At 48.6% G+C, this 26,193-nt stretch carries 27 protein-coding genes and 1 other annotated feature; of the genes, 18 read left to right on the plus strand and 9 right to left on the minus strand.

Annotated elements, in window-relative coordinates; genetic code table 11:
• Positions 1-21: 21 nt before the first annotated feature.
• Entirely contained in the window at positions 22-2,283 is a 2,262-nt protein-coding gene (gene katE / locus ACJHYD_RS04815; protein ID WP_001551203.1) for a catalase HPII, read from the minus strand.
• Between the two features lie 182 nt (positions 2,284-2,465).
• Here katE and cedA point away from each other — a divergent pair, with 182 nt between their 5' ends.
• Together cedA and ACJHYD_RS04825 are read left to right on the plus strand one after the other, a co-directional pair.
• Positions 2,466-2,729 (plus strand): cell division activator CedA, encoded by a 264-nt coding sequence (gene cedA, locus ACJHYD_RS04820; protein ID WP_001241553.1) that lies wholly within the window; start codon positions 2,466-2,468, stop codon positions 2,727-2,729.
• A gap of 288 nt (positions 2,730-3,017) precedes the next feature.
• Positions 3,018-3,821: a hypothetical protein gene (locus ACJHYD_RS04825; protein WP_001306144.1), complete on the plus strand. Its 804-nt coding sequence runs from the start codon at positions 3,018-3,020 to the stop codon at positions 3,819-3,821.
• A 3-nt stretch (positions 3,822-3,824) separates the two neighbouring features.
• Here ACJHYD_RS04825 and tcyP read toward each other — a convergent pair whose 3' ends face one another.
• The 3 genes from tcyP to hxpB form a co-directional block, all read right to left on the minus strand.
• Complete coding sequence (gene tcyP, locus ACJHYD_RS04830) at positions 3,825-5,216, minus strand: cystine/sulfocysteine:cation symporter (RefSeq protein WP_001010716.1); 1,392 nt, start codon at positions 5,214-5,216, stop codon at positions 3,825-3,827.
• Between the two features lie 132 nt (positions 5,217-5,348).
• The gene (locus tag ACJHYD_RS04835) at positions 5,349-5,939 is read right to left on the minus strand and encodes a metal-dependent hydrolase (protein ID WP_001295408.1); all 591 of its coding nucleotides are present in this window, start codon (positions 5,937-5,939) and stop codon (positions 5,349-5,351) included.
• Between the two features lie 162 nt (positions 5,940-6,101).
• On the minus strand, positions 6,102-6,770 hold the full coding sequence (gene hxpB, locus ACJHYD_RS04840; protein ID WP_000106834.1) for a hexitol phosphatase HxpB: 669 nt from the start codon (positions 6,768-6,770) through the stop codon (positions 6,102-6,104).
• A gap of 146 nt (positions 6,771-6,916) precedes the next feature.
• Here hxpB and ACJHYD_RS04845 point away from each other — a divergent pair, with 146 nt between their 5' ends.
• A complete protein-coding gene (locus ACJHYD_RS04845) occupies positions 6,917-7,453 on the plus strand; it encodes a YniB family protein (protein ID WP_000222172.1) in 537 nt (178 codons plus the stop codon).
• Between the two features lie 40 nt (positions 7,454-7,493).
• Here ACJHYD_RS04845 and ACJHYD_RS04850 read toward each other — a convergent pair whose 3' ends face one another.
• From ACJHYD_RS04850 to pfkB, 3 genes are all read right to left on the minus strand, one after another.
• Entirely contained in the window at positions 7,494-8,354 is an 861-nt protein-coding gene (locus ACJHYD_RS04850; protein WP_001520632.1) for a fructosamine kinase family protein, read from the minus strand.
• Between the two features lie 105 nt (positions 8,355-8,459).
• Positions 8,460-8,750: a type V toxin-antitoxin system endoribonuclease antitoxin GhoS gene (gene ghoS, locus ACJHYD_RS04855; RefSeq protein ID WP_000146147.1), complete on the minus strand. Its 291-nt coding sequence runs from the start codon at positions 8,748-8,750 to the stop codon at positions 8,460-8,462.
• Positions 8,751-8,850: 100 nt separating this feature from the next.
• Complete coding sequence (gene pfkB, locus ACJHYD_RS04860) at positions 8,851-9,780, minus strand: 6-phosphofructokinase II (protein WP_000251740.1); 930 nt, start codon at positions 9,778-9,780, stop codon at positions 8,851-8,853.
• A gap of 286 nt (positions 9,781-10,066) precedes the next feature.
• On the opposite strand from pfkB, the gene ACJHYD_RS04865 reads away from it, so the two are divergent.
• Complete coding sequence (locus ACJHYD_RS04865; protein WP_000771396.1) at positions 10,067-10,825, plus strand: YdiY family protein; 759 nt, start codon at positions 10,067-10,069, stop codon at positions 10,823-10,825.
• 52 nt (positions 10,826-10,877) lie between these two features.
• On the opposite strand, the gene yniD is transcribed toward ACJHYD_RS04865, so the two are convergent.
• Together yniD and espL1 are read right to left on the minus strand one after the other, a co-directional pair.
• Positions 10,878-10,985, minus strand: coding sequence for a small membrane protein YniD (gene yniD / locus ACJHYD_RS04870; protein ID WP_001142445.1), 108 nt, complete (start codon positions 10,983-10,985; stop codon positions 10,878-10,880).
• Positions 10,986-11,151: 166 nt separating this feature from the next.
• Positions 11,152-13,050 (minus strand): type III secretion system effector EspL1, encoded by a 1,899-nt coding sequence (gene espL1, locus ACJHYD_RS04875; RefSeq protein ID WP_001551201.1) that lies wholly within the window; start codon positions 13,048-13,050, stop codon positions 11,152-11,154.
• A gap of 522 nt (positions 13,051-13,572) precedes the next feature.
• Here espL1 and thrS point away from each other — a divergent pair.
• The 14 genes from thrS to selO all read left to right on the plus strand — a co-directional run bounded on the left by thrS (position 13,573) and on the right by selO (position 26,191).
• Positions 13,573-15,501 carry a threonine--tRNA ligase gene (thrS, locus tag ACJHYD_RS04880; protein WP_001144202.1) on the plus strand — a complete coding sequence of 643 codons (1,929 nt, stop codon included), beginning with the start codon at positions 13,573-13,575 and terminating at the stop codon, positions 15,499-15,501.
• A gap of 3 nt (positions 15,502-15,504) precedes the next feature.
• Positions 15,505-16,047: a translation initiation factor IF-3 gene (gene infC / locus ACJHYD_RS04885; RefSeq protein ID WP_001700733.1), complete on the plus strand. Its 543-nt coding sequence runs from the start codon at positions 15,505-15,507 to the stop codon at positions 16,045-16,047.
• Between the two features lie 96 nt (positions 16,048-16,143).
• Complete coding sequence (rpmI, locus tag ACJHYD_RS04890; protein ID WP_001124225.1) at positions 16,144-16,341, plus strand: 50S ribosomal protein L35; 198 nt, start codon at positions 16,144-16,146, stop codon at positions 16,339-16,341.
• A gap of 53 nt (positions 16,342-16,394) precedes the next feature.
• Entirely contained in the window at positions 16,395-16,751 is a 357-nt protein-coding gene (rplT, locus tag ACJHYD_RS04895; RefSeq protein WP_000124850.1) for a 50S ribosomal protein L20, read from the plus strand.
• Positions 16,752-16,867: 116 nt separating this feature from the next.
• Positions 16,868-16,992, plus strand: a sequence feature (Phe leader region).
• Positions 16,874-16,918, plus strand: coding sequence for a pheST operon leader peptide PheM (pheM, locus tag ACJHYD_RS04900; RefSeq protein WP_001386830.1), 45 nt, complete (start codon positions 16,874-16,876; stop codon positions 16,916-16,918). Its footprint overlaps the feature before it by 45 nt.
• A 64-nt stretch (positions 16,993-17,056) precedes the next feature.
• Positions 17,057-18,040 (plus strand): phenylalanine--tRNA ligase subunit alpha, encoded by a 984-nt coding sequence (gene pheS / locus ACJHYD_RS04905; protein ID WP_410228811.1) that lies wholly within the window; start codon positions 17,057-17,059, stop codon positions 18,038-18,040.
• A gap of 14 nt (positions 18,041-18,054) precedes the next feature.
• On the plus strand, positions 18,055-20,442 hold the full coding sequence (pheT, locus tag ACJHYD_RS04910; protein ID WP_000672359.1) for a phenylalanine--tRNA ligase subunit beta: 2,388 nt from the start codon (positions 18,055-18,057) through the stop codon (positions 20,440-20,442).
• A gap of 4 nt (positions 20,443-20,446) precedes the next feature.
• Positions 20,447-20,746 carry an integration host factor subunit alpha gene (gene ihfA / locus ACJHYD_RS04915; protein WP_001229265.1) on the plus strand — a complete coding sequence of 100 codons (300 nt, stop codon included), beginning with the start codon at positions 20,447-20,449 and terminating at the stop codon, positions 20,744-20,746.
• 100 nt (positions 20,747-20,846) lie between these two features.
• Complete coding sequence (gene btuC / locus ACJHYD_RS04920; RefSeq protein ID WP_001520628.1) at positions 20,847-21,827, plus strand: vitamin B12 ABC transporter permease BtuC; 981 nt, start codon at positions 20,847-20,849, stop codon at positions 21,825-21,827.
• A 62-nt stretch (positions 21,828-21,889) separates the two neighbouring features.
• Positions 21,890-22,441, plus strand: coding sequence for a bifunctional thioredoxin/glutathione peroxidase (gene btuE / locus ACJHYD_RS04925; protein ID WP_001154182.1), 552 nt, complete (start codon positions 21,890-21,892; stop codon positions 22,439-22,441).
• On the plus strand, positions 22,441-23,190 hold the full coding sequence (gene btuD, locus ACJHYD_RS04930; RefSeq protein ID WP_000029466.1) for a vitamin B12 ABC transporter ATP-binding protein BtuD: 750 nt from the start codon (positions 22,441-22,443) through the stop codon (positions 23,188-23,190). The genes btuE and btuD overlap by 1 nt, the downstream gene beginning before the upstream one ends.
• Before the next feature lie 77 nt (positions 23,191-23,267).
• A complete protein-coding gene (locus ACJHYD_RS04935; protein ID WP_001209780.1) occupies positions 23,268-23,732 on the plus strand; it encodes an NlpC/P60 family protein in 465 nt (154 codons plus the stop codon).
• A 246-nt stretch (positions 23,733-23,978) separates the two neighbouring features.
• The gene (gene ydiV, locus ACJHYD_RS04940) at positions 23,979-24,692 is read left to right on the plus strand and encodes an anti-FlhDC factor (RefSeq protein WP_001544590.1); all 714 of its coding nucleotides are present in this window, start codon (positions 23,979-23,981) and stop codon (positions 24,690-24,692) included.
• A gap of 62 nt (positions 24,693-24,754) precedes the next feature.
• Positions 24,755-26,191 carry a protein adenylyltransferase SelO gene (gene selO, locus ACJHYD_RS04945; protein WP_001551177.1) on the plus strand — a complete coding sequence of 479 codons (1,437 nt, stop codon included), beginning with the start codon at positions 24,755-24,757 and terminating at the stop codon, positions 26,189-26,191.
• Positions 26,192-26,193 lie beyond the last annotated feature (2 nt).

The following is a 26,193-nucleotide window of genomic DNA, read 5'->3' on the forward strand; positions in this document are numbered from 1 at the left end:
GGGGCGTGACCTTATCCATATTTACGCCGGAATTTTGTCAATCTTAGGAATGCGTGACCACATGCGGTGTGCTGCCATCAGCGTTAACAGTTCATCCATAAAACTACCATCGGCGCTGTCAGCTTCCACAATCCCTTCTTCACCCTGGTCAGCGACCTTGATTGTTGCTTTAAACTTGCGCGCGTCTCCCGCCAGCGCAATCGGTTTAAGGTGTTTGTAGGCTTCCATCAGGTAGTAGTTGGCATCGCCGTTGTCAGCGATATCCGCGATATTGCCGCAAGGGACAATAACCGCATCGACCGTCAGCGAAGGTGCACCGGCAAAGGTAGCGGCTATAGGCAACACCGTACCGTCATCCGCAGTCACTTCACCCATTCGGGAGTAGAGCAGTTTGGCATGAACGCCTTTGGCCTTCAGCGCCTTGAGAATGGCCAGAAGGTCTGCCGATCTCACTTCATCATTAAGTAAAATCGCTACCACGCGACCTTTCACATCACCGTCAGGAATGGCGTACAAACTTAAGGATGGATCCTTTTTCAGACCGTTGACGTCCGGAGGCGGGGTGATATTCAGCTGGTCGTCCGTCAGCTCGATACCGAGATTTTTCGCCACCGCCTGGGCCAGAGTGAGATCAATATGCGCCAGCTGGTCAACAACGCGCTCACGAATATACGGACGAACTACTTTGCTTAACTCAAAACTGAAACCATCGACAATATGGCGCTGCTCGAATGGCGTCTGACTTAGCCAGAACAGACGCGGATGGGAATAATATTCGCCAAACGATGGGCTGCGCTCGCGAACTTTATTGCCTTCCACGCGCTCCTGGTATGATTCAAAACCGCCGCGTTTCGGCCCCGGCGGTGTTTCGCGCGGCCAGTTATCGTTGATCGAGTTCGGTTCATAATTCGCCGGGTTAGTGTCGATCCCCATACGATGCATGCCGTCACGCTGGAAATTATGGTAAGGGCAGGTCGGGCGGTTAATCGGAATCTCATGGAAATTCGGCCCACCAAGACGACTGATTTGTGTATCGGTATAGGAGAACAAACGTCCCTGCAACAGGGGATCGTTGGTGAAGTCCAGACCAGGAACAATATGACCTGGATGGAATGCTGCTTGTTCGTTTTCGGCAAAGAAGTTATCCGGATTGCGATTGAGCACCATTTTGCCGACACGCTGAACGGGCACCAGTTCTTCCGGGATAAGTTTAGTTGGATCAAGAAGGTCGAAGTCGAACTTAAATTCATCTTCCTCAGGAATCAACTGGAAGCCCAGTTCGTATTCCGGAAAATCGCCTGCTTCGATGGCTTCCCACAACTCGCGGCGGTGGAAGTCCGGGTCACGTCCGGTTAGTTTTTGTGCTTCATCCCAAACGAGTGAGGCTTTACCTGCCAGTGGTTTCCAGTGGAAACGTACGAACGTTGCCTTCCCTTCGGCATTAATCAGGCGGAAGGTGTGAATACCGAAGCCTTCCATGGTGCGGTAACTGCGCGGGATACCGCGATCCGACATCGCCCACATCACGTTGTGCAGAGTTTCAGGTTGCAGAGAAACATAATCCCAGAAAGTATCGTGGGCGCTTTGCCCTTGTGGAATTGCCCAGTGCGGTTCTGGTTTTACCGCATGAACAAAATCGGGGAATTTATGCGCATCCTGGATAAAGAAGATTGGCGTGTTATTGCCAACGAGGTCAAAAATACCCTCTTCGGTATAGAACTTGGTGGCAAAGCCACGGATATCACGCACGGTATCGGCAGAGCCAGCACCACCCTGAACGGTAGAGAACCTAACAAATACTGGGGTGATTTTGTTCGGATCTGAGAGGAAATCCGCTTTGGTGATATCGCTTAAGCTTTTATATGGCTGGAAATAACCGTGAGCGGCTGATCCGCGTGCATGAACAATACGTTCCGGGATGCGCTCATGGTCAAAGTGGGTGATTTTCTCGCGCAGAATAAAATCTTCCAGCAGCGTTGGACCACGGCTACCGGCACGCAGTGAGTTTTGATCATCGGCGATGCGCACGCCCTGATTAGTGGTCAGCGCAAAATTTTCACTGCCTTTGCGTACGTCTTCCAGAGAATTAAGTTTTTCGTTACGCGTATCAGGGGCTTTCAGGCTCCCAGGGGTGGTAGGTTGTGCGCCTGGCGGTGTTGGTTCAGCCGTTGGACGATGAGATCCGTCTTCAGGTGCCAGTGAGTCCATCCCCGGTTTCGCTTCGCTGGAATCGTGTAGTGGTGACTGGTGCTGATGTGGATTCTTTTCGTTATGTTGCGACATTGAACTCGTCTCCTTAACTTATTACTGAAAGGGCCGCTGTTTTGGTCAAAAAACCCTCTAACTATAGACCATCAGCCAGATCCCGCTTCGGAGACTATTCTGGAAACGGTGTTATGAAATACACGCAAAGCGGGACGTACAGGGGCTAAATCGGCTAAACTACAGTTTTTCTGATTTTTAATATGCGTTTAGTGAAGCCAGTAATGAAGAAACCGCTCCGTCAGCAAAACCGCCAGATTATTAGCTATATCCCACGCACGGAACCCGCGCCGCCAGAACATGCGATAAAGATGGATTCGTTTCGTGATGTCTGGATGCTGCGTGGCAAATATGTTGCGTTTGTACTGATGGGAGAGTCATTTCTGCGCTCACCGGCATTTACTGTGCCTGAATCCGCCCAGCGTTGGGCAAATCAGATCCGCCAGGAAGGGGAAGTGACTGAGTAAAGATTACGTACCTCCCGGTTTTGCCGGGAGTTACATGGCCTGAAATTTTGTATTTCATTGCTACATTCATTCAAACCACCTGTAACAAAAAGCTGCCTTTGACGATCTATTGCTATAAATAAGTGAACTTTTTTCTTTAATTGTTTATTTATTTTAAAATGGTTAAGTTTTGCTAATCATGATGAGCTATTTTTGATAGTTCATCCTGTGGTGTCGCTCTTAAACTTATATTGTAAATGACTTAGATTTAAATGAGATAATAATTTTGTTAACAATATGAGGCGGGAGATGTTTTCTACAAACTTAATACAGAGTGATTATGGTAATTTAAATATTAAAAACCTTGCCTTCGACTCTTTTAAAGAAAGACTGCAGTCTACCATGACAGCACTCACTTTCTTTATATCAACGGGTCAATGTGCCTGCGATGAAATAGCAGAATCAAACTTCAATTATATGATTGCCTATATGTCTAACATTAACTATGATGCCTCAAAGCCAGGAGCGCCAGCACTTAGTTTTGATACATATCTGCAGGACAATGTTAAATATAGAGTGATAATTAATAATCTTTATGGTAGTGAAATTAGGATAAGAGGTATTAATGAGAATTTTGTTGGGATGGATTTTACCTGTGAATTCCGACCAGAAAAAATGACCAATTTGATCAATATAAAAAACAGGTTGGTTATTCACTATTTAAGAACGATATACTATGAACAAAATTATATACATCCTGTTGGGAGCATTTTTGCTGCGATTCAAAAAAATGAGAGTCTCCTAAAGTTTCCTTCGGTAATATCAATGCTTAATGTCAATCTTCTTTTTAATCCACTGAATCTTCCGGGAATGGGAAGTGGTGTGCTTGAAGAGATTATGAGTATTTCAGATAGTTCACTTAGAAAACGTCTTGGGTATGAGGTTTTAAGCTTCTCGCTACAAGCACATTCATTGAGTCAGGAATGTATCGATAAGTTAGCCATTTTTTTCGCTGACGATCTGTTTAAATATGAGTCAGTATGCATCGCCGCGATGGAACATTTAAAAAGTAAGGCAACGGCCCCTATACAAAACGGACCGTTGCCAGCATAAGAATTAACGGTGTGCCAGTTCGGCGTCGTCTTCGCTATCCAGAATGGCTTTATCGGTTTGCTTCAGCCACTGGCTGGTCAGCGTGCCAGCGGTCATCGAGCCACTAACGTTTAGCGCCGTACGCCCCATGTCGATAAGCGGTTCAACGGAGATTAACAATGCCACCAGCGTTACAGGCAGGCCCATCGCAGGCAGCACAATCAGTGCGGCGAAAGTTGCACCACCACCGACACCGGCAACGCCTGCGGAACTAACGGTAACAATACCGACCAGCGTCGCAATCCACATCGGGTCCATCGGGTTAATGCCAACCGTAGGCGCAACCATCACCGCCAGCATTGCCGGATACAAACCGGCACAGCCGTTCTGACCAATGGTTGCACCGAAAGAGGCGGCGAAACTGGCGATGGATTCAGGAACACCCAGACGACGCGTTTGTGCTTCCACATTCAGTGGGATAGACGCAGCACTGGAACGGCTGGTAAAGGCAAACGTCAGAACTGGCCATACCTTACGGAAGTACTTCAGCGGGCTCACGCCATTAATACCCAGCAGAAGGCCATGCACTGCAAACATAATCAGAAGACCGAGGTAGGACGCGACAACGAAACTTCCCAGTTTGATGATGTCTTGCAGGTTAGAACCTGCAACCACTTTGGTCATCAGCGCCAGAACGCCGTAAGGGGTCAGCTGCATGACCAGGCGAACCAGTTTCATCACCCAGCTTTGCAGGGTATCGATAGCGGTTAAGACGCGTTCACCTTTCGGCGCATCATCCTTCAGCAGCTTCAGCGCAGCTACGCCGAGGAATGCGGCAAAAATTACCACGCTGATAATTGACGTCGGATTGGCTCCGGTCAGATCGGCAAACGGGTTTTTCGGGATAAAGGACAAGACCAGCTGCGGAACGCTCAGGTCAGAGACTTTACCAACATAGTTACTTTCAATGGCGTTCAGACGTGCAGTTTCTGCACCACCCTGAACCAGACCTTCAGCCGTCAAACCAAACAGGTTGGTGACCAGCACACCGACCAGCGCCGCAATCAGCGTGGTAAACAAAAGCGTACCGATGGTCAGAAAACTGATTTTGCCTAACTGAGATGCGTTATGCAGACGGGCAACCGCGCTCAGAATAGAGGCGAAGACTAACGGCATAACGATCATTTGCAGCAGTTGAACATAGCCGTTACCAACAATGTTAAACCACTGTACAGAATCTTTAAGTACCTGGCTGTCAGAACCATAAATGGTATGCAGGGCGAGGCCAAAAACCACACCCATCACCAGACCCACCAGCACTTTTTTCGCCAGACTCCACTGTTTATGGCGGGTCTGAGCCAGCGCAAACAGCAGTACAACGAACACCACGATGTTCGCAATTAATGGAAAGTTCATCCCCGTTCTCCTGATCTTATTATTTCTATCACTGCGTAGCAGTCATAGTGTTGGCGCAAGATTAACAGAACTGTGAGCTGGCTCTTATATTCAAATGGAATTGCTTATTCCAGAAAGGTGATTTTTGCCTTTTTAGTATTCAACCTGATGCTTAATAAGCCGATGAAACTGGATCTGCAAAGTATTGATCATTTGCGATGACCAACGAACAGCGCTGTTTTCGGGTAATGAATGGGGCATCCATACCGACCAGACAAATAATGCCATGCAGATAAAACGTTCCAGTTGGTTGCCCTTTTGGGGAACCAGGATAGGCAAGCGGAAACGCCAGCGGCATGGCCAGAGCAGGGGAACACCGGCGGGTGTCAGCATATCGGCAAGTATGTGGCTCAAATAACCCAGCACCATTCCTTGTAGCGCATCAGCCGGAATGAACCAGCTTTCAGGAACCTTAAGGTAAAAGGTTGCCAGCAGCGCAAATACCGCCAGCAGACTGTGGGTAAAACCACGATGCCCAAAAGCGCGGGCGATCGGTTTTGATATCCACTTTAATCGCTGCCCAAGAAACGACTTTGGGTGATCGATGTCCGGTAACAAACACGTCAGGATTGCGGAAGGGACAATATGCCACCAGTCACCCTGTGCCAGCACGGGCGTCAGCTCGGCATTTTTGGCAAATACCGCACAAGCAATAGAAAAGAGAAGGTGACCTTCCGCCGTCATGATAAAACTCACTAAACTGTCAATACGTACAGTATAGGATTTTTATACAGTGCACGGAAGTGGTGACGGTGTAACTCTTTCTCTTAAATTGACGATTAATCCGTCAGTTGAATGCAAATTCAGATAAAGAACCAGGAGCAGTGTGATCACTGCCCCTGGTCATTAACCGAGAAGGTCTTTTGCGGTGAGTTCTGTCAGCGATGAGAGTTTGACGTTTGCTAATACAAAACGTGGATCATTTTGCGCTTCTGGCGCAGGAACGACGATGGAACGCATGCGGGCTGCTTTAGAAGCGATCATGCCATTTACCGAGTCTTCCAGCGCCACGCAGGTCAGTGGGTCAACGCCCAGTTTTGCTGCGCAGTCGAGATATACTTGCGGATGCGGCTTGCTGTAAGGCAGTTTTTCAGCCGAGGCGAGGGCATCGAAACTGTCGCGTAAGTCAAACATGGTCAACACTTTTTCCAGCATATGTAGTGGTGACGCGGAGGCCAGTCCCACTAATAAACCTTGTTCTTTGCATAACGCAACAGCTTCGCGCACGCCTGGTAATAATGGACGCGTCTCTTCAACCAGTGAAATGGCACGAGCAATAACCCGTTCTACTACTTCCTGACGGCTTGGCCCATTCCAGGGTTGCCGGGCGTACCAAAGATCGACCACCATATCGATGCGTAAACCTAAGGTGTCCGGCAGCTCGTTACGACGGGAGATATCCACCCCCAGGCTTGCCATCACATCCAGTTCAGCTCGATCCCATAAAGGTTCTGAGTCGATAAGTAATCCATCCATATCAAAAATTGCAGCAAGAATCTGACGCGGGGTTGACATTACAACCTCTCCTTTAGAGCATTATGTGTAAAGTATTAAGCCGTGCTTATGATTAAGCGCCTATCATATCGCCTTTAAAGAATGGGCGAAAACAGATATCTACAGGTAAACTAAGTGAAACGACGCGTCTTAATCAAGGAGAACTCATGACGTATCAACAAGCTGGACGCATTGCTGTTTTGAAAAGGATTTTGGGTTGGGTGATTTTTATACCTGCATTGATCTCTACACTGATTTCTTTGCTGAAATTTATGAATACCCGGCAGGAAAACCAGGAAGGCATTAATGCGGTCATGCTCGACTTTACTCATGTCATGATCGATATGATGCAGGCGAATACGCCTTTTTTGAATCTGTTCTGGTATAACTCCCCGACGCCCAATTTTAATGGTGGCGTGAACGTTATGTTCTGGGTGATTTTCATCCTGATTTTTGTCGGACTGGCGTTGCAGGATTCCGGTGCCCGGATGAGTCGCCAGGCGCGCTTCTTGCGGGAAGGTGTTGAAGATCAACTCATTCTGGAAAAAGCCAAAGGGGAAGAGGGGCTAACGCGTGAACAAATTGAGTCACGTATTGTTGTGCCGCACCATACTATTTTCCTGCAGTTTTTCTCGCTGTATATCCTGCCGGTTATTTGTATTGCTGCAGGTTATGTGTTCTTTTCTCTGCTGGGGTTTATTTAATCAAAAGGCCGCACGGAGCGGCCATTATCCTCACCCCATATTATGCTGCTAATAATCTATCCAGTGACTGCTGAGCAATAACCAAATGCTGACCGCCAAATAACCTTGCACGATTTAACAGCGTGTAGAGTTGGTAAACCGGTTGACGTTCAAGGAAATCGGCAGGTAGCGGGGATACTGACTGATAGCCGTCATAGATTTGTGGCGGCTGTTCAGTATGCAGCGGTAACATCGCCAGGTCGCACTCTCGGTCACCCCAGTAGCAGGCCGGGTCGAAAATGTACGGGCCATCCGGACCCAGCGCACAGTTGCCGGACCATAAATCGCCATGCAACAGAGAAGGCTGCGGTTGATGCGAGGCCAGACGCTGCTGAATATGCTCTACGATGGCGTCGATATTGCCGAAAGCGATCCCTTTCTCTGCTGCTAGTTCCAACTGCCAGCCAATCCGTTGTTCAGCAAAAAACGTTGACCAGCGACGTTGCCAGGTGTTGGGCTGCGGAGTTGTGGAGAGCGAGTTATCAAAATCGAGGCCAAATTGTGGTTGGTCGCTCCATTGATGTAAACGCGCAATTTGCTGACCAAGAATAAATGCGCTATGCGCATCCAGCGGGCGAGGTGGGAGATAATCCATCACCAGAAAACTGTAGTCACGGTCAGCGCCAACTGCCCAAACCTTAGGCACGGTGACGGTTTTACTACGCGACAGTAACTCCAGTTGGTCGGCTTCGGCGGTAAAACCGGGAAGCAGTTCCCTTTCATCACATTTGACGAAAAAGTCACGTCCTGCATAGCGCAAATGCCATGCGGCATGGACTTCTCCGCCAGGCAGTTCATTACGCAGTTCGATTTCGCCTTCACCTAACTGCTCGCTCAAAAGACGACTGATTGCCTGCCACATGATGTCTCTCCCATGTTGTCTGCCAGATCATAAGGTTAGCGCAAGAATGCGGTGTAAAAACACGAGCTAACGCACACCACAGACTGATTATTGCCCAAAAACCATTTATTTTCTGTTGCTATTCCATTCCTCCCAGGTCGTGATGGCGATTTCAGGATCTTTACCGGTTGCACTTTGGGTAAGCCCCGAAACCAGTTCTCTAATTTCTTCTTCACTTTGGGTACTGATAAGTCCAAAAGTGTTAGTCCCCAGCTCATGGATATTTCCATCATCATCCGTCATGGTGAGCAAAAAACCGTCGCGAGTCAGGTAATTATTCAACTCGTTAATTTCAGTCAATGTATCCTCATGCAACATGACGGTTATGACATAACGGACAAGATCGCCACTGGCCATAGTTCACCCCTTTGTTATCACATGACTTTTGAGCATAGTCGGAGAAACGCGTTGCCGACAGGTTGGTGGTGATTCCCCCAATGCAGGGGGAATGTTTCAGTTAGCGGGAAAGGTAAGCGTAAATTTTTTGTGTATCGTCATGGGAGCACAGGCGTGTTCCCTGATTGAGTGTGGCTGCACTCCCCGCAGCTACGCCAAAACGGACCATCTCTTCAAGAGAGGCATTTTCTGCCAGTTTCAGTGTCATCGCGCCGACCATGCTGTCACCAGCGCCAACGGTGCTCTGGCTTTTCACCGGTGGTGGCACAACCTGAATGCAGTTTTCACTATCAACGCCCAGCGCCCCTTGTGGACCCAGGGAAACGACAACTCGTTTGGCCTTGCCGCTATTAACGATTTCCTGCGCGGCTTTGCGGACATCGTCTGGCTGGGTGAGTTCGCGATTCACTAGCGCACTGAGTTCTTTTTGGTTAGGCTTAACCAACTCGATATTACCAATCGCCAGTGCTGCACTTAACGCTTCGCCAGAACTGTCGACGATGCAGCGAATCCCTTGTTTTTGCGCAGCGGAAATCAGTTGGGTTAATTTTTCCAGCTTCACACCTGGCGGCAGGCTTCCGCTTATGACCAGGATAGCACCGGATTCAATTTCCAGAACTTGCTCTTCAAGCTGGCGAAACTCATCTTCACTTAATGCCGCGCCTGGCATGACAAAACGATACTGCTCACCGCTTGCTTCCACATGTACGTGTAAATTCTGCCGGGTCCAGTCTTTGGCTTCTACAGTAGCGACGGGGACATTTTCATCTGCCAACAGTGAAACCAGATGTTCGCCGGTCGCACCACCCGCCGGGAAGATCGCTGTGGCACTGCCTCCAAGATGGGCAATGGCGCGGGCGACGTTGATGCCGCCGCCTCCGGGTTCGAATACCGGTGCGGTACAGCGCAGCTTTCCTTCGGGATAAATTTGCGGGGTAATTGTTGCGCTATCGAGAGAGGGCGCAAGTGTCAACGTATAGATACGTACCATCATTTCCTCCTATAGGCTGATTTCAGTCTGGCACCGAATCAGCGGAAAGGGAAGAAATTAACAATATGATTTATTAGAGCTTTATTTAAAATTTTGCAGATAAATATATATAAATAAAAATCTGTTTTCTTCACATGCTTATTCAAAAAATGAAATAAGAATACATTGCTAAGTTATTCAAGCCTTTTTATAATTCGTTACCTTTCCAGGGACGCTAATCTTTGATCCTTAAGAAAGTTTCCGGGACCGCGATGGTCTCTTTTTTTGTTGTACGGACTCTTGATAAATGAAGCTTTTGAAGACAGTTCCTGCCATCGTTATGTTGGCGGGGGGCATGTTTGCGTCATTGAATGCAGCTGCCGATGATTCCGTTTTTACTGTCATGGACGATCCTGCCAGCGCTAAAAAACCTTTCGAAGGTAATCTGAACGCAGGATATCTTGCACAATCAGGCAATACGAAAAGCTCCTCACTTACGGCTGACACCACCATGACCTGGTATGGACAAACCACTGCCTGGTCGCTGTGGGGGAACGCCAGTAATACTTCTTCTAATGATGAGCGTTCTTCAGAAAAATATGCCGCGGGCGGGCGTAGCCGTTTTAATTTAACTGATTATGACTATTTATTTGGGCAGGCAAGCTGGCTGACAGACCGTTATAACGGCTATCGAGAGCGCGATGTGTTGACCGCGGGTTATGGTCGTCAGTTTTTGAATGGCCCGGTACACAGTTTCCGCTTTGAATTCGGTCCAGGTGTGCGTTACGACAAATATACCGACAATGCCAGTGAAACCCAGCCGCTGGGCTATGCCTCCGGGGCTTATGCATGGCAGTTGACTGACAACGCTAAATTTACGCAGGGTGTTTCGGTCTTCGGCGCGGAAGACACAACGCTGAACTCCGAAAGCGCATTAAATGTTGCTATTAATGAACATTTTGGACTGAAGGTGGCTTACAACGTAACATGGAACTCTGAACCTCCAGAGTCTGCACCGGAACATACCGATCGTCGGACAACCTTATCGCTGGGCTACAGCATGTAAAATTATCTGCCGGACCGTGTTATGCGGTCTGGCTGTCTTCGTTTGTCACTGCTCAGCCCCAAATCATTGCTGCCCAACGTAGCAACAACATAGCGCCACAGATTGCCAGTAGCACCACCACCATCTTCCAGTGTTTTTTATCAAAGCGTTTAGTCGGCATACCAGTGTCCTGCATATCTCTTGTGCGTGATAACGGAGTGTAACAAAAGGGACAGGCATCAAGGGATTTTTTGTTATTACAGCCGTCGGGTGGCGTTGTACACCTGATCACTGTTTTTGCGGTTTATGAAAAAAATAAAATTATGTATCGATATATAAATATCTGGTTATAAATACGTCTTTAGTTCATCAGCACTAAAACTCAGGCTTTGGCTGATTACGTTTATAGCAGCATAATATGTTTCTACAGTTTTATAATGATTATGATGAATGGCTATATGAACAGCTGACATATTGTCATGATTTTTAGCGGCCAACAATGTGAATAACTGACATTGACTAAAAGAATATTTATTTGCAAAAGTACCCAGCGTTGATATATAAGATAACACGACGTCTTTATTACCCTTGCTCATGGCGATGTATAAAGCAGGGGTTCCATATGCTGTTGCGCCTTTTAATAAATCCATGATGTTAATTTTGCTGAGGTTATATTTAACAGCGATTCCATAAACTTTAGAGAGGAACCGTGTGACACACAAAGGGTGATTATTTTCCATTGCGGCATATAATCCTGGCTCACCATCACGTGTTTTCATTGCTAAAATATCCATCACCATTTTTTTGCTTAAAAGCTCTTGTGTTATTGGAGTGGTTAATGCATTCAGAAAGATATCGATTATTTCATCGAATCCATACAACATGGAGATATAGAGTCCAGGTGTTTCGTTAGCACTTTTAGTTTGCAGTAATTTAACCAGATTATCTTCATGAATGATATGATTATCTACCAGTGACTGAATTTCTTGCATAAATATTTTTACGTTGTCAGTATGTCCGTTCATCATAGCCAGAAATAAAGCAGGTGTACCAACGCTATTCTGCGCAGTTATTATTTCAATGATTTCTTTTTCAGGGAGTATGGGTAACTGTTTGAATAATGCAATAAGCTGTTGAGTCTGGCCTGTGGCCATTATTAACAACATTGCCGATGGATGTATAGGGGCAAATGGCATTCGTGATGCAATACCCGCGAAAATAGCCCCTGGAACTCCCTCAGGTAATAGGGGCAGAAAAGCAATTGCACAGTTGCGAACATACATATCAGCCCAGGTCTGAGCATCGGGACCTGAACTGATGAATTTATCGAGCGAGAGAAAGCCCCGTGCTGTCCTGTGGGTGCCTCTGACGGCAACGTTGGTATCGTTCGGGTCGTAAACGGACACAACATAATTTAATTGCCCATACGCTGACTGCTTTATTCGTAGCCTTACTGACAAAGTATGATTGTCTATATATAAAATCGCGGACATATGACTGACATTGTTTGCCATCATTCGACAGAAGAAAATATCTAAAGCGAAGCCAAAATCCTTACTCGCGATAACGCGACTCCCTGCAGGAGGATGGCGAAGTAATGATCTGAACTCCGCGTCCCGGACTAAGGGAACATGCTGCTGTATGGATTCAACGGAGGAGTAATGTTTAATCAGATTGACTTTGCCTTTTCCATTTCTCAGTGAATCAAGTGCGTATTGCAATGACAGATGGCGACAAAAAATAGCGTCAGAAGGAGATTGCGAAAAAAATGCACTACCATTGAGATTTACTGTTGGTTGTATAGTTTTTTCTCTATGGATTTTTTTAGACAGTTTCATACAATGGTTACGATTTTCGGCAGTTAACTGTTCCTGTTCAATATAATCCAGTATGCTTCGCAAATGGTTAGCTTTAATAGGCGTGGTTTCCAGTAATAAGGAAATGATTTCTTTTTTATAGTGTAATGTAATGAGTATATTTTCTGCATGGATGGGTGAAGTGGCAAAGTTAATGGTAAAAAGGGCAGTGGAATAACAATTTTGTGATATTTTTCGACAGTTTGCGGTAAATTCCTGAGTAACACAGTATGACAGCATCGAACTTAAGTCAGAGGTATCAAGTAGGGTGATGAGTTGGCGCGCAAATTGATTAATAGGCTCTGATGAAGGCGTTGGTATGTCGCTATCGATGTGCATTCTATGAGGAGACTTATAATGAGTTCTGATAATAATGTCGTTTTCACTCATAATCTATTCGCCTTATATATGTCTGGAGGTTTTGAGGATGATGATTAATTATTATCGCCAGAACGAAATGTGCACGAAAAATTGCTATAAGAATTGTGTCATTTTTATCATTGTGATATGACCACTTCGTCATTAATCTTATGATCGTTTAAATAGTACCTCCAAATCACGCAACGAACTTTGCTGGATTCAGTTTATGCTGCTGCAAATCCGCTCGCAGTAAACCTTTCAGACGCTCCGTGATGTTATCAGTGGTTCTTTAAGCGTTTTGCTGGTGTACTCACTACAAACGAATTGCGAATCGAATCAATGTGAAACGGAAAGGTACAATCTCCCTTTTTTTAGTGTTAACATCGCTCAACCGGGTGGAAGGTGAGAGGTTAATGTCTTTCATTTGTGTACCTGATTGCGAACCAATTTAGCATTTGTTGGCTAGATGGTTTCGCAATGAACTGTTAATAAACAAATTTTTCTTTGTATGTGATCTTTCGTGTGGGTCACCACTGCAAATAAGGATATAAAATGCCTGTTATAACTCTTCCTGATGGCAGCCAACGCCATTACGATCACGCTGTAAGCCCCATGGATGTTGCGCTGGACATTGGTCCAGGTCTGGCGAAAGCCTGTATCGCAGGGCGCGTTAATGGCGAACTGGTTGATGCTTGCGATCTGATTGAAAACGACGCACAACTGTCGATCATTACCGCGAAAGACGAAGAAGGTCTGGAGATCATTCGTCACTCCTGTGCGCACCTGTTAGGGCACGCGATTAAACAACTTTGGCCGCATACCAAAATGGCAATCGGCCCGGTTATTGACAACGGTTTTTATTACGACGTTGATCTTGACCGCACGTTAACCCAGGAAGATGTCGAAGCACTCGAGAAGCGGATGCATGAGCTTGCTGAGAAAAACTACGACGTCATTAAGAAGAAAGTCAGCTGGCACGAAGCGCGTGAAACTTTCGCCAACCGTGGGGAGAGCTACAAAGTCTCCATTCTTGACGAAAACATCGCCCATGATGACAAGCCAGGTCTGTACTTCCATGAAGAATATGTCGATATGTGCCGCGGTCCGCACGTACCGAACATGCGTTTCTGCCATCATTTCAAACTAATGAAAACGGCAGGGGCTTACTGGCGTGGCGACAGCAACAACAAAATGTTGCAACGTATTTACGGTACGGCGTGGGCAGACAAAAAAGCGCTTAACGCTTACCTGCAGCGCCTGGAAGAAGCCGCGAAACGCGACCACCGTAAAATCGGTAAACAGCTCGACCTGTACCATATGCAGGAAGAAGCACCGGGTATGGTATTCTGGCACAACGATGGCTGGACCATCTTCCGTGAACTGGAAGTGTTTGTTCGTTCTAAACTGAAAGAGTACCAGTATCAGGAAGTTAAAGGTCCGTTCATGATGGACCGTGTCCTGTGGGAAAAAACCGGTCACTGGGACAACTACAAAGATGCAATGTTCACCACGTCTTCTGAGAACCGTGAATACTGCATTAAGCCGATGAACTGCCCGGGTCACGTACAAATTTTCAACCAGGGGCTGAAGTCGTATCGCGATTTGCCGCTGCGTATGGCCGAGTTTGGTAGCTGCCACCGTAACGAGCCGTCAGGTTCGCTGCATGGCCTGATGCGTGTACGTGGTTTTACCCAGGATGACGCGCATATCTTCTGTACTGAAGAACAAATTCGCGATGAAGTTAACGGATGTATCCGTTTAGTCTATGATATGTACAGCACTTTTGGCTTCGAGAAGATCGTCGTCAAACTCTCCACTCGTCCTGAAAAACGTATTGGCAGCGACGAAATGTGGGATCGTGCTGAGGCGGACCTGGCGGTTGCGCTGGAAGAAAACAACATCCCGTTTGAATATCAACTGGGTGAAGGCGCTTTCTACGGTCCGAAAATTGAATTTACCCTGTATGACTGCCTCGATCGTGCATGGCAGTGCGGTACAGTACAGCTGGACTTCTCCTTGCCGTCTCGTCTGAGCGCCTCCTATGTGGGCGAAGACAACGAGCGTAAGGTACCGGTAATGATTCACCGCGCAATTCTGGGGTCGATGGAACGTTTCATCGGTATCCTGACCGAAGAATTCGCTGGTTTCTTCCCGACCTGGCTTGCGCCGGTTCAGGTTGTTATCATGAATATTACCGATTCACAGTCTGAATACGTTAACGAATTGACGCAAAAACTATCAAATGCGGGCATTCGTGTTAAAGCAGACTTGAGAAATGAGAAGATTGGCTTTAAAATCCGCGAGCACACTTTGCGTCGCGTCCCGTATATGCTGGTCTGTGGTGATAAAGAGGTGGAATCAGGCAAAGTTGCCGTTCGCACCCGCCGTGGTAAAGACCTGGGAAGCATGGACGTAAATGAAGTGATCGAGAAGCTGCAACAAGAGATTCGCAGCCGCAGTCTTAAACAATTGGAGGAATAAGGTATTAAAGGCGGAAAACGAGTTCAAACGGCGCGCCCTAACCGTATCAATGGCGAAATTCGCGCCCAGGAAGTTCGCTTAACAGGTCTGGAAGGCGAGCAGCTTGGTATTGTGAGTCTGAGAGAAGCTCTGGAGAAAGCAGAAGAAGCCGGAGTAGACTTAGTCGAGATCAGCCCTAACGCCGAGCCGCCGGTTTGTCGTATAATGGATTACGGCAAATTCCTCTATGAAAAGAGCAAGTCTTCTAAGGAACAGAAGAAAAAGCAAAAAGTTATCCAGGTTAAGGAAATTAAATTCCGTCCTGGTACAGATGAAGGCGACTATCAGGTAAAACTCCGCAGCCTGATTCGCTTTCTCGAAGAGGGTGATAAAGCCAAAATCACGCTGCGTTTCCGCGGTCGTGAGATGGCGCACCAGCAAATCGGTATGGAAGTGCTTAATCGCGTGAAAGACGATTTGCAAGAACTGGCAGTGGTCGAATCCTTCCCAACGAAGATCGAAGGCCGCCAGATGATCATGGTGCTCGCTCCTAAGAAGAAACAGTAAGGCCTTCAAGTAGCACTGTCTGTGGAGCCTTTGGGCTTCACAGGCATTGTTCGCCTTTGTTTCGTTTATTAACAATGCGAAGTGGAAGTTATTAAAATGCCAAAAATTAAGACCGTACGCGGTGCTGCTAAGCGCTTCAAAAAAACCGGTAAAGGTGGTTTTAAGCACAAGCACGCTAACCTGCGTCACATTCTGACCAAAAAAGCGACCAAACGTAAACGTCACCTGCGTCCGAAAGCCATGGTTTCCAAAGGCGATCTGGGCCTGGTAATCGCGTGCCTGCCGTACGCATAAGCCGTTAACGTTTTTTAACTTTTTAATTAGAATATAGATACAGGAGAGCACATATGGCTCGCGTAAAACGTGGTGTTATTGCACGCGCACGTCACAAGAAAATTTTGAAACAAGCTAAAGGCTACTACGGTGCGCGTTCTCGCGTATACCGCGTTGCCTTCCAGGCTGTTATCAAAGCTGGTCAGTATGCTTACCGTGACCGTCGTCAACGTAAGCGTCAGTTCCGTCAACTGTGGATTGCGCGTATCAACGCAGCAGCACGTCAGAACGGTATTTCTTACAGCAAATTCATCAATGGCCTGAAAAAAGCCTCTGTTGAAATCGACCGTAAGATCCTGGCTGATATCGCAGTATTCGACAAAGTAGCGTTCACCGCTCTGGTTGAAAAAGCGAAAGCAGCTCTGGCATAAGCCAGTTGAAAGAGGGAGCTAGTCTCCCTCTTTTCGTTTCAACGCCATCAAAACATTGACTTTTATCGCCGTAGCCTTTTCAATAAAGGTCTTTTGAAAAGTACCAAAAGGTAACGCAAGCAATGAATGCTGCTATTTTCCGCTTCTTTTTTTACTTTAGCACCTGACTCCAGGAGGCTAGCGCGTGAGAAGAGAAACGGAAAACAGCGCCTGAAAGCCTCCCAGTGGAGGCTTTTTTTGTATGCGCGTTTTGAAAAAATTAAGTCCAACGAACCAGTGTCACCACTGACACAATGAGGAAAACCATGTCACATCTCGCAGAACTGGTTGCCAGTGCGAAGGCGGCCATTAGCCAGGCGTCAGATGTTGCCGCGTTAGACAATGTGCGCGTCGAATATTTGGGTAAAAAAGGGCACTTAACCCTTCAGATGACGACCCTGCGTGAGCTGCCGCCAGAAGAACGCCCGGCAGCCGGTGCGGTTATCAACGAAGCGAAAGAGCAGGTTCAGCAGGCGCTGAATGCACGTAAAGCGGAACTGGAAAGCGCAGCGCTGAATGCGCGTCTGGCGGCGGAAACGATTGATGTCTCCCTGCCGGGGCGTCGTATTGAAAACGGCGGTCTGCATCCGGTGACCCGTACCATCGACCGTATCGAAAGTTTCTTCGGTGAGCTTGGCTTTACCGTGGCAACCGGGCCGGAAATCGAAGACGATTATCATAACTTCGATGCTCTGAACATTCCTGGTCACCACCCGGCGCGCGCTGACCACGACACTTTCTGGTTTGACGCTACCCGCCTGCTGCGTACCCAGACCTCTGGCGTACAGATCCGCACCATGAAAGCTCAGCAGCCACCGATTCGTATCATCGCGCCTGGCCGCGTTTATCGTCACGACTACGACCAGACTCACACGCCGATGTTCCATCAGATGGAAGGTCTGATTGTTGATACCAACATCAGCTTTACCAACCTGAAAGGCACGCTGCACGACTTCCTGCGTAACTTCTTTGAGGAAGATTTGCAGATCCGCTTCCGTCCTTCCTACTTCCCGTTTACCGAACCTTCTGCAGAAGTGGACGTCATGGGTAAAAACGGTAATTGGCTGGAAGTACTGGGCTGCGGGATGGTGCATCCGAACGTGCTGCGTAATGTTGGCATCGACCCGGAAGTTTACTCTGGTTTCGCCTTCGGAATGGGGATGGAGCGTCTGACCATGTTGCGTTACGGCGTCACCGACCTGCGTTCATTCTTCGAAAACGATCTGCGTTTCCTCAAACAGTTTAAATAAGGCAGGAATAGATTATGAAATTCAGTGAACTGTGGTTACGCGAATGGGTGAACCCGGCGATTGATAGCGATGCGCTGGCAAATCAAATCACTATGGCGGGCCTGGAAGTTGACGGTGTAGAACCGGTTGCCGGTAGCTTCCACGGCGTGGTCGTTGGTGAAGTGGTTGAGTGTGCGCAGCATCCGAACGCTGACAAACTGCGTGTGACAAAAGTGAATGTCGGCGGCGATCGCCTGCTGGACATCGTCTGCGGTGCGCCAAACTGCCGTCAGGGCCTGCGTGTGGCGGTAGCGACCATTGGTGCTGTTCTGCCGGGCGATTTCAAAATTAAAGCGGCGAAACTGCGTGGCGAACCGTCTGAAGGGATGCTGTGCTCCTTTTCTGAGCTGGGAATTTCTGACGATCACAGCGGCATTATCGAGCTGCCTGCAGATGCGCCGATTGGCACAGACATCCGCGAATACCTGAAACTCGATGACAACACCATCGAAATCAGCGTAACGCCAAACCGTGCCGATTGCTTAGGCATTATCGGCGTGGCGCGTGATGTTGCCGTGCTGAACCAGCTGCCGCTGGTTGAACCGGAAATCGTTCCGGTTGGTGCGACCATCGACGACACGCTGCCGATTACAGTCGAAGCGCCGGAAGCCTGCCCGCGCTATCTTGGCCGTGTGGTAAAAGGCATTAACGTTAAAGCGCCAACTCCGCTGTGGATGAAAGAAAAACTGCGTCGTTGCGGGATCCGATCTATCGATGCAGTCGTTGACGTCACCAACTATGTACTGCTTGAACTGGGCCAGCCGATGCACGCTTTCGATAAAGATCGCATTGAAGGCGGCATTGTGGTGCGGATGGCGAAAGAGGGCGAAACGCTGGTGCTGCTTGATGGCACTGAAGCGAAGCTGAATGCTGACACCCTTGTCATCGCCGACCACAACAAGGCGCTGGCGATGGGCGGCATCTTTGGTGGCGAACACTCTGGCGTGAATGACGAAACGCAAAACGTCCTGCTGGAATGCGCTTTCTTCAGCCCGCTGTCTATCACCGGTCGTGCTCGTCGTCATGGCCTGCATACCGATGCGTCTCACCGTTATGAGCGTGGCGTTGATCCGGCACTGCAGCACAAAGCGATGGAACGTGCGACCCGTCTGCTGATCGACATCTGCGGCGGTGAGGCTGGCCCGGTAATTGATATCACCAACGAAGCAACGCTGCCGAAGCGAGCCACCATTACTTTACGTCGCAGCAAACTGGATCGCCTGATCGGCCATCATATTGCCGATGAGCAGGTAACTGATATTCTGCGTCGTCTCGGCTGCGAAGTGACCGAAGGCAAAGACGAATGGCAGGCAGTTGCGCCGAGCTGGCGTTTCGACATGGAGATTGAAGAAGATCTGGTCGAAGAAGTCGCGCGTGTTTACGGCTACAACAACATCCCTGATGAGCCGGTGCAGGCAAGCCTGATTATGGGTACTCACCGCGAAGCAGATCTGTCGCTCAAGCGCGTGAAAACGCTGCTCAACGACAAAGGCTATCAGGAAGTGATCACCTACAGCTTCGTTGATCCGAAAGTGCAGCAGATGATCCATCCAGGCGTTGAAGCCTTACTGCTGCCAAGCCCGATTTCCGTTGAAATGTCAGCAATGCGTCTTTCCCTGTGGACCGGCCTGCTGGCAACCGTGGTGTACAACCAGAACCGTCAGCAGAACCGTGTGCGCATTTTCGAAAGTGGTCTGCGTTTCGTACCAGATACTCAGGCACCGTTGGGCATTCGTCAGGATCTGATGTTAGCCGGTGTGATTTGCGGTAACCGTTACGAAGAGCACTGGAACCTGGCAAAAGAGACCGTTGATTTCTATGATTTGAAAGGCGATCTGGAATCCGTTCTCGACCTGACCGGTAAACTGAATGAGGTTGAGTTCCGTGCAGAAGCGAATCCGGCACTGCATCCGGGGCAATCCGCAGCGATTTATCTGAAAGGTGAACGTATTGGTTTTGTTGGGGTTGTTCATCCTGAACTGGAACGTAAACTGGATCTTAACGGTCGCACTCTGGTGTTCGAACTGGAGTGGAACAAGCTCGCAGACCGCGTGGTGCCTCAGGCGCGCGAGATTTCTCGCTTCCCGGCGAACCGTCGTGACATCGCGGTGGTGGTCGCAGAAAACGTTCCCGCAGCGGATATTTTATCCGAATGTAAGAAAGTTGGCGTAAATCAGGTAGTTGGCGTAAACTTATTTGACGTGTACCGCGGTAAGGGTGTTGCGGAGGGGTATAAGAGCCTCGCCATAAGCCTGATCCTGCAAGATACCAGCCGTACACTCGAAGAAGAGGAGATTGCCGCTACCGTCGCCAAATGTGTAGAGGCATTAAAAGAGCGATTCCAGGCATCATTGAGGGATTGAACCTATGGCGCTTACAAAAGCTGAAATGTCAGAATATCTGTTTGATAAGCTTGGGCTTAGCAAGCGGGATGCCAAAGAACTGGTTGAACTGTTTTTCGAAGAGATCCGTCGCGCTCTGGAAAACGGCGAACAGGTGAAACTCTCTGGTTTTGGTAACTTCGATCTGCGTGATAAGAATCAACGCCCGGGACGTAACCCGAAAACGGGCGAGGATATTCCCATTACAGCACGGCGCGTGGTGACCTTCAGACCCGGGCAGAAGTTAAAAAGCCGGGTCGAAAACGCTTCGCCCAAAGACGAGTAATCTGATCTAACTAAAAAGGCCGCTTTGCGGCCTTTTTTCTTTTCACTGTCGAAGAGTCACCGTAAAATCAACGCCATGACACTTCAGCAGAACGGATACCATGCTGACACTTGCCCGCCAACAACAGCGACAAAATATTCGCTGGTTATTATGCCTGTCAGTTTTGATGCTGCTGGCGCTTCTCTTAAGCCTTTGCGCCGGTGAACAATGGATTTCGCCCGGTGACTGGTCTACTCCTCGTGGCGAACTGTTCGTCTGGCAAATTCGCCTGCCACGTACGCTGGCTGTATTGCTGGTTGGTGCGGCGCTGGCTATATCCGGCGCAGTAATGCAGGCGTTGTTTGAAAATCCTCTGGCAGAACCTGGACTACTTGGCGTCTCTAACGGCGCAGGCGTAGGGCTTATCGCCGCGGTGTTGCTTGGGCAAGGGCAACTCCCAAACTGGGCACTAGGGCTGTGTGCGATTGCTGGCGCGCTTATCATCACTTTAATACTCTTACGTTTCGCCCGTCGTCATCTTTCGACCAGTCGGTTATTGCTGGCTGGCGTTGCATTAGGGATTATCTGTAGCGCACTAATGACGTGGGCTATCTACTTTTCCACCTCTGTTGATTTACGTCAGCTGATGTACTGGATGATGGGCGGTTTTGGCGGCGTAGACTGGCGGCAAAGCTGGCTGATGCTGGCATTGATCCCCGTGTTGTTGTGGATCTGTTGTCAGTCCAGGCCGATGAATATGTTAGCACTTGGCGAGATCTCGGCGCGGCAACTGGGTTTACCCCTGTGGTTCTGGCGCAATGTGCTGGTGGCAGCGACCGGCTGGATGGTTGGCGTCAGTGTGGCGCTGGCGGGTGCTATCGGCTTTATTGGTCTGGTTATCCCACATATTCTCCGGCTGTGTGGTTTAACCGATCATCGCGTATTACTTCCCGGCTGCGCGCTGGCAGGGGCGAGCGCATTGCTGCTGGCCGATATTGTAGCGCGCCTGGCATTAGCTGCCGCAGAGCTGCCTATTGGCGTGGTCACCGCAACGTTGGGTGCGCCGGTGTTTATCTGGTTATTGTTAAAAGCAGGACGTTAGCCGCAAAAAGACGGTCTATGATTAAAAGCTAAGATTTTTACTGACCACACCCAGGAGAAACGATGCAAGATTCCATTCTGACGACCGTAGTGAAAGATATCGACGGTGAAGTGACCACGCTGGAGAAGTACGCCGGTAATGTGCTGTTGATTGTCAATGTCGCCTCAAAGTGTGGCTTAACGCCGCAATATGAGCAGTTGGAGAATATTCAGAAAGCCTGGGCCGATCGTGGTTTTGTGGTGCTGGGATTCCCGTGCAACCAGTTTCTGGAGCAAGAACCGGGCAGCGATGAAGAGATTAAAACTTACTGCACCACTACATGGGGGGTGACGTTCCCGATGTTCAGTAAGATTGAAGTTAATGGCGAAGGACGCCATCCGCTGTATCAAAAATTGATTGCCGCAGCGCCGACCGCAGTCGCGCCGGAAGAGAGCGGATTCTATGCCCGTATGGTCAGCAAAGGTCGTGCACCGCTGTACCTTGATGATATTTTATGGAATTTTGAGAAATTTTTAGTTGGCAGGGACGGATTGGTCATCCAGCGTTTTTCCCCGGATATGACGCCGGAAGATCCCATTGTGATGGAAAGCATTAAACTGGCGTTGGCGAAATAATGTCTATTGTGATGCAGTTACAGGATGTTGCGGAATCTACCCGCCTGGGGCCGCTTTCTGGCGAGGTTCGGGCTGGGGAGATCCTGCATCTGGTGGGGCCGAACGGCGCGGGTAAGAGTACCTTACTGGCGCGAATGGCCGGAATGACCAGCGGTAAGGGAAGCATTCAGTTCGCGGGGCAACCACTGGAAGCATGGTCCGCAACAAAACTCGCGCTGCATCGCGCCTATCTTTCACAACAACAGACGCCACCGTTTGCAATGCCGGTCTGGCACTACCTGACACTGCATCAGCACGATAAAACGCGTACCGAACTACTGAATGATGTCGCAGGGGCGCTGGCTCTTGATGACAAACTCGGACGTAGCACCAATCAACTTTCCGGCGGCGAATGGCAACGCGTACGTCTTGCTGCGGTGGTGCTGCAAATCACACCACAAGCCAATCCCGCAGGTCAATTGCTGCTTCTTGATGAGCCGATGAACAGTCTTGATGTTGCGCAACAAAGTGCGTTAGACAAAATTCTGAGCGCGCTGTGTCAGCAAGGACTGGCGATTGTGATGAGCAGTCACGATCTCAACCATACATTGCGTCATGCGCATCGGGCATGGTTGCTAAAAGGTGGAAAAATGCTGGCCAGTGGACGCAGGGAAGAGGTGCTCACGCCGCCAAATCTGGCGCAGGCCTATGGGATGAATTTTCGCCGTCTGGATATCGAAGGTCACAGAATGCTGATTTCGACCATCTGATTTCATTAGTATCTTGAAAATCGGGTAATTACGACGCTAAATTAATGCAAGAATAAAAAACAGAGGAACCGTACGGAATGCGTTTCTGCCTTATTTTGATCACAGCACTGTTTCTGGCCGGGTGTAGCCACCATAAAGCACCGCCGCCAAATGCCAGACTTTCTGATTCGATTACCGTTATTGCCGGTTTGAACGACCAGCTACAAAGCTGGCATGGCACGCCGTATCGTTATGGTGGCATGACGCGGCGCGGTGTGGACTGTTCGGGATTTGTGGTTGTGACGATGCGCGATCGTTTCGATTTGCAGCTGCCCCGAGAAACCAAAGAACAAGCCTCTATCGGCACGCAAATTGATAAAGACGAGTTGCTGCCTGGTGACCTGGTCTTTTTCAAAACGGGTTCCGGACAAAATGGTTTGCATGTAGGTATTTACGATACCAACAACCAATTTATCCACGCCTCTACCAGCAAGGGAGTGATGCGTTCCTCACTCGATAATGTCTATTGGCAGAAAAATTTCTGGCAGGCGAGACGAATCTAGTATGTCGAAAAATGGACGGCGATGATACATCTCCGTCCATTTACTCCTGAATACAGTAGTATTTTACAGACAAAAATTCCGTAAATGGATTATTCGTTTATAATCAGGATAATCTAATAAAAGGACCCCTGAAAAAGTGGTTAACATGGAACAAATGAAAGTTACTCCTTCTGTAATTGTTATGTCTTATGGCCTCATCCCTTTTAGCCGGATACTGAAAAACATCCTTCGAGAGGGACGGTTACCATGAAGATTTTTTTGGAGAATCTTTATCATTCTGATTGCTATTTCCTGCCGATAAGAGATAACCAGCAAGACCTTGTCGGCGTTGAGTTAATTACCCATTTCTCCAGTGAAGATGGTACGGTTCGTATCCCGACGAGTCGGGTTATAGCGCAACTTACCGAGGAGCAACATTGGCAATTATTTTCAGAGCAGTTGGAATTACTAAAATCATGCCAACACTTTTTTATTCAACATAAACTCTTTGCTTGGCTTAATTTAACGCCACAAGTGGCTACTTTATTATTAGACAGGGATAATTACGCAGGCGAACTATTAAAATATCCGTTTATTGAACTGTTGATTAATGAGAATTACCCGCATCTCGATGAAGGAAAAGATAATCGCGATCTTTTTTCCTTATCGCAAATGTATCCCCTTGTGTTAGGTAATTTGGGCGCAGGCAATAGCACAATGAAAGCGGTTTTTGATGGTCTTTTCACCCGCGTCATGCTGGATAAAAGTTTTATTCAGCAACAAATCACGCATCGCTCCTTCGAACCGTTTATTCGTGCGATCCAGGCGCAAATTTCCCCATGTTGCAATTGCATCATCGCGGGGGGCATTGATACGCCAGAAATAATGGCACAGATTACCCCCTTTGATTTCCATGCTCTCCAGGGATGCCTGTGGCCTGCCGTTCCCATAAATCAGATAACGACGTTGGTTCAGCGATAACCCTCCTGTTTGCTGGTGTTTAAGACGAGAGTAACCGTCTACACTATCAAACAGGAGGATCTATGACCCTGTCTTTTATTACCCGTTGGCGCGATGAATTGCCAGCAACCTATACAACACTTTCCCCTACGCCTTTAAATAATGCCCGGCTGATTTGGCATAATGCCGAACTGGCTAACACGCTGGGTATTCCATCGTCACTGTTTAAAAATGGCGCAGGTGTCTGGGGTGGCGAAACCCTACTGCCTGGTATGTCACCACTGGCGCAGGTTTACAGTGGTCATCAGTTCGGCGTCTGGGCGGGCCAACTGGGTGATGGGCGCGGCATTTTACTCGGCGAACAACGGCTTGCTGATGGCACTACAATGGACTGGCATCTGAAAGGTGCTGGCCTGACGCCTTATTCGCGAATGGGTGATGGACGGGCGGTTTTACGTTCGACGATACGAGAAAGTCTCGCCAGTGAGGCGATGCATTATCTGGGCATTCCGACGACCCGCGCTTTAAGTATCGTCACCAGCGATTCGCCAGTGTATCGGGAAACGGTGGAGCCAGGCGCGATGCTGATGCGTGTGGCAACAAGTCATCTGCGCTTTGGTCATTTCGAACATTTTTACTATCGCCGCGAGCCGGAAAAGGTTCGTCAGTTAGCTGACTTTGCCATTCGTCATTACTGGTCACATCTTGCAGATGATGAGGACAAATACCGTCTCTGGTTTACCGATGTTGTCGCACGTACCGCATCGTTAATTGCCCAATGGCAGACGGTCGGCTTTGCTCATGGGGTGATGAATACCGACAACATGTCGCTGTTGGGGCTGACGCTTGATTACGGGCCGTTTGGTTTTCTTGATGATTACGAACCCGGTTTTATTTGTAATCACTCGGATCACCAAGGGCGTTACAGCTTTGATAATCAACCTGCCGTCGCGTTGTGGAATTTACAGCGTCTGGCGCAGACATTGTCACCATTTGTCGCCGTTGATGCCCTGAATGAGGCCCTGGATAGCTATCAGCAGGTTTTGTTGACGCATTATGGACAACGGATGCGGCAGAAACTGGGCTTCATGACGGAGCAAAAAGAGGATAACGCGCTACTGAATGAATTATTCAGTCTGATGGCGCGAGAGCGCAGCGATTATACCCGCACATTCCGCATGCTGAGTCTGACCGAGCAGTACAGCGCGGCGTCACCGCTACGTGATGAGTTTATCGATCGTGCGGCATTTGATGACTGGTTTGCCCATTATCGGGTACGTTTGCAACAAGACGAGGTTACCGATAGTGAGCGTCAGCAGCTGATGCAAAGCGTTAACCCAGCTCTGGTGTTGCGCAACTGGTTGGCGCAACGGGCGATTGAAGCGGCAGAAAAGGGTGATATGACGGAATTGCACCGCCTGCATGAGGCGTTGCGAAATCCTTTCAGCGACAGAGATGATGACTACGTCAGTCGTCCACCTGACTGGGGTAAACGGCTGGAAGTCAGCTGCTCGAGTTAAAG

Origin of the sequence: Escherichia sp. WS1368 (genome assembly GCF_046487485.1) — a bacterium.
Lineage (GTDB): Bacteria > Pseudomonadota > Gammaproteobacteria > Enterobacterales > Enterobacteriaceae > Escherichia > Escherichia coli.

Coding starts and splice junctions, on each gene's coding strand:
- katE (WP_001551203.1), bottom strand. CDS start 2,283: ATGTCGCAACATAACGAAAAGAATCCACATCAGCACCAGTCACCACTA.
- cedA (WP_001241553.1), top strand. CDS start 2,466: ATGCGTTTAGTGAAGCCAGTAATGAAGAAACCGCTCCGTCAGCAAAAC.
- ACJHYD_RS04825 (WP_001306144.1), top strand. CDS start 3,018: ATGTTTTCTACAAACTTAATACAGAGTGATTATGGTAATTTAAATATT.
- tcyP (WP_001010716.1), bottom strand. CDS start 5,216: ATGAACTTTCCATTAATTGCGAACATCGTGGTGTTCGTTGTACTGCTG.
- ACJHYD_RS04835 (WP_001295408.1), bottom strand. CDS start 5,939: ATGACGGCGGAAGGTCACCTTCTCTTTTCTATTGCTTGTGCGGTATTT.
- hxpB (WP_000106834.1), bottom strand. CDS start 6,770: ATGTCAACCCCGCGTCAGATTCTTGCTGCAATTTTTGATATGGATGGA.
- ACJHYD_RS04845 (WP_000222172.1), top strand. CDS start 6,917: ATGACGTATCAACAAGCTGGACGCATTGCTGTTTTGAAAAGGATTTTG.
- ACJHYD_RS04850 (WP_001520632.1), bottom strand. CDS start 8,354: ATGTGGCAGGCAATCAGTCGTCTTTTGAGCGAGCAGTTAGGTGAAGGC.
- ghoS (WP_000146147.1), bottom strand. CDS start 8,750: ATGGCCAGTGGCGATCTTGTCCGTTATGTCATAACCGTCATGTTGCAT.
- pfkB (WP_000251740.1), bottom strand. CDS start 9,780: ATGGTACGTATCTATACGTTGACACTTGCGCCCTCTCTCGATAGCGCA.
- ACJHYD_RS04865 (WP_000771396.1), top strand. CDS start 10,067: ATGAAGCTTTTGAAGACAGTTCCTGCCATCGTTATGTTGGCGGGGGGC.
- yniD (WP_001142445.1), bottom strand. CDS start 10,985: ATGCCGACTAAACGCTTTGATAAAAAACACTGGAAGATGGTGGTGGTG.
- espL1 (WP_001551201.1), bottom strand. CDS start 13,050: ATGAGTGAAAACGACATTATTATCAGAACTCATTATAAGTCTCCTCAT.
- thrS (WP_001144202.1), top strand. CDS start 13,573: ATGCCTGTTATAACTCTTCCTGATGGCAGCCAACGCCATTACGATCAC.
- rpmI (WP_001124225.1), top strand. CDS start 16,144: ATGCCAAAAATTAAGACCGTACGCGGTGCTGCTAAGCGCTTCAAAAAA.
- rplT (WP_000124850.1), top strand. CDS start 16,395: ATGGCTCGCGTAAAACGTGGTGTTATTGCACGCGCACGTCACAAGAAA.
- pheS (WP_410228811.1), top strand. CDS start 17,057: ATGTCACATCTCGCAGAACTGGTTGCCAGTGCGAAGGCGGCCATTAGC.
- pheT (WP_000672359.1), top strand. CDS start 18,055: ATGAAATTCAGTGAACTGTGGTTACGCGAATGGGTGAACCCGGCGATT.
- ihfA (WP_001229265.1), top strand. CDS start 20,447: ATGGCGCTTACAAAAGCTGAAATGTCAGAATATCTGTTTGATAAGCTT.
- btuC (WP_001520628.1), top strand. CDS start 20,847: ATGCTGACACTTGCCCGCCAACAACAGCGACAAAATATTCGCTGGTTA.
- btuE (WP_001154182.1), top strand. CDS start 21,890: ATGCAAGATTCCATTCTGACGACCGTAGTGAAAGATATCGACGGTGAA.
- btuD (WP_000029466.1), top strand. CDS start 22,441: ATGTCTATTGTGATGCAGTTACAGGATGTTGCGGAATCTACCCGCCTG.
- ACJHYD_RS04935 (WP_001209780.1), top strand. CDS start 23,268: ATGCGTTTCTGCCTTATTTTGATCACAGCACTGTTTCTGGCCGGGTGT.
- ydiV (WP_001544590.1), top strand. CDS start 23,979: ATGAAGATTTTTTTGGAGAATCTTTATCATTCTGATTGCTATTTCCTG.
- selO (WP_001551177.1), top strand. CDS start 24,755: ATGACCCTGTCTTTTATTACCCGTTGGCGCGATGAATTGCCAGCAACC.